Consider the following 1,496-nt stretch of genomic DNA (forward strand, 5'->3'; position numbering starts at 1 on the left):
GACGTTCAAAAACCTTGCATTATCCTTCTTGTAGTACATCGCTTGGTACAAAAAACAAGGGCAACAAAGCCTAAAACGACCGGCTCCTGACGACCGGCTACTGACTCCTACCCCCAGGAAAAACTTTTTCAGCAGACCCTATTTATTCTTGCCACTTCCTAATTCATAATTCATAATTCCCGCTCCCCCGCTCTCCCGCTCCCCTATACCTTTTAAACAGGATTTAGTATTAGAGGTTTAATCAATAAAAGGGCATCAGCAAATGATGCCCTGTGGCTGAATATTTAAGTATGGTCATTTCAATTAAAATTGAGAATATCAATCCCAGAGTTCATAAGGGTTTTGTCGGTCTAGAGTGTCTCAGACTTATCTGAAATGACTATAGTTACAGATTTGATCCTAAGGATGAAGTATGCTCTTGTGTGCGCTCGTCTCCTGACTCGGAGAATTCTGACTCCCGAAAACGAAAACTTTATACTTCATCATTAAGATAAATCCCCTGCTTAGGCAGTGCGTTTTTTCATACTACCTAGTTCTCGAATGCCTAACCAACCGATCAAACTATAGCAAATCGATAGCAACATACTTTGAATACCAATTCTTAACCACTGTTTCAAAGCCTCTAAGTTAGCTTGGCTTTCTGCCTGTTTTCGTCGATCTTGCAGCTGAGTTTGTAGCTGATTTTTGATCTCATCTAATCGCTGTTTAAACTCCTTCGGTTTTTTGGATAAATCCCGTAAATTAGTTAATTGTTCTCTTTGTTGGCGGAGGGTCTGTAACTGTTCCGTGTTGATCGGTTGTCCTTGGAAACGACCAGTTTCAATCACTTGAGTTCTCTGAGATATCTGCTGTTCTAATAGTTGGGGATTTTGCGATAGAGTATTTAACTGGGCTAAGAAAGCCTGAATTTGTCCCTCTCCTTGGTCAACACCCTGTTCAATTTGAGTCAAAGCGTTGTTTTTAATCTGGTTGATATTATTGATATGAACAGGAATCATCAACAGAAAAACTAAGCCTAACAGTGTGGAAAGAATAAAGATCGGCCAACGCAATTCAAACCGAGATTTTCTAGGAATGACATCTCTATTGTTAGCGTCAATCCAGTAAGCGATTAAAACGAGAACGATACCCAGAAGAGGAACAATTCCTCGATCGACAAAGGTGGTGACGAAACCTACCTGCCATTGGGATTGATTAAATCGATAGGGCAGCGGCAGGATAAACCCATCCAAAAGGAAGGAAATAATGAAAACCAATCCCGCTAATTTCAGGGACAAAGAAGTAAAGCTGTTCATCGAAAAAATGGGTCTGAAACCCCGCCCTTTAGCGATAGCGGAGGGCGGCTTTATATGAGATAGCGAGAAACAATTAAACCGTTAGAACGACGAATTAACTGAATCTTGCTAACAGCTATCTGTCCCAATCGTTGACCATTGGTATCGCTTACAGATAGCTGTTTTTCGGTATCTCCACTGACATAACCAATCCCTTTGGGA

Annotated in this window: 1 protein-coding gene and 1 pseudogene; both read right to left on the bottom strand. The window is 41.0% G+C overall.

The window, feature by feature from the left end; genetic code table 11:
• Nucleotides 1-503: 503 nt before the first annotated feature.
• Nucleotides 504-1,295 (bottom strand): HpsJ family protein, encoded by a 792-nt coding sequence (locus PX482_RS00790; protein WP_002760965.1) that lies wholly within the window; start codon nt 1,293-1,295, stop codon nt 504-506.
• A 50-nt stretch (nt 1,296-1,345) separates the two neighbouring features.
• Nucleotides 1,346-1,496 (bottom strand): annotated as a pseudogene (locus PX482_RS27970) (RRXRR domain-containing protein); the annotation flags it as partial.

The sequence above is a fragment of the Microcystis sp. M53602_WE12 genome (assembly GCF_030065455.1).
Lineage (GTDB): Bacteria > Cyanobacteriota > Cyanobacteriia > Cyanobacteriales > Microcystaceae > Microcystis > Microcystis aeruginosa.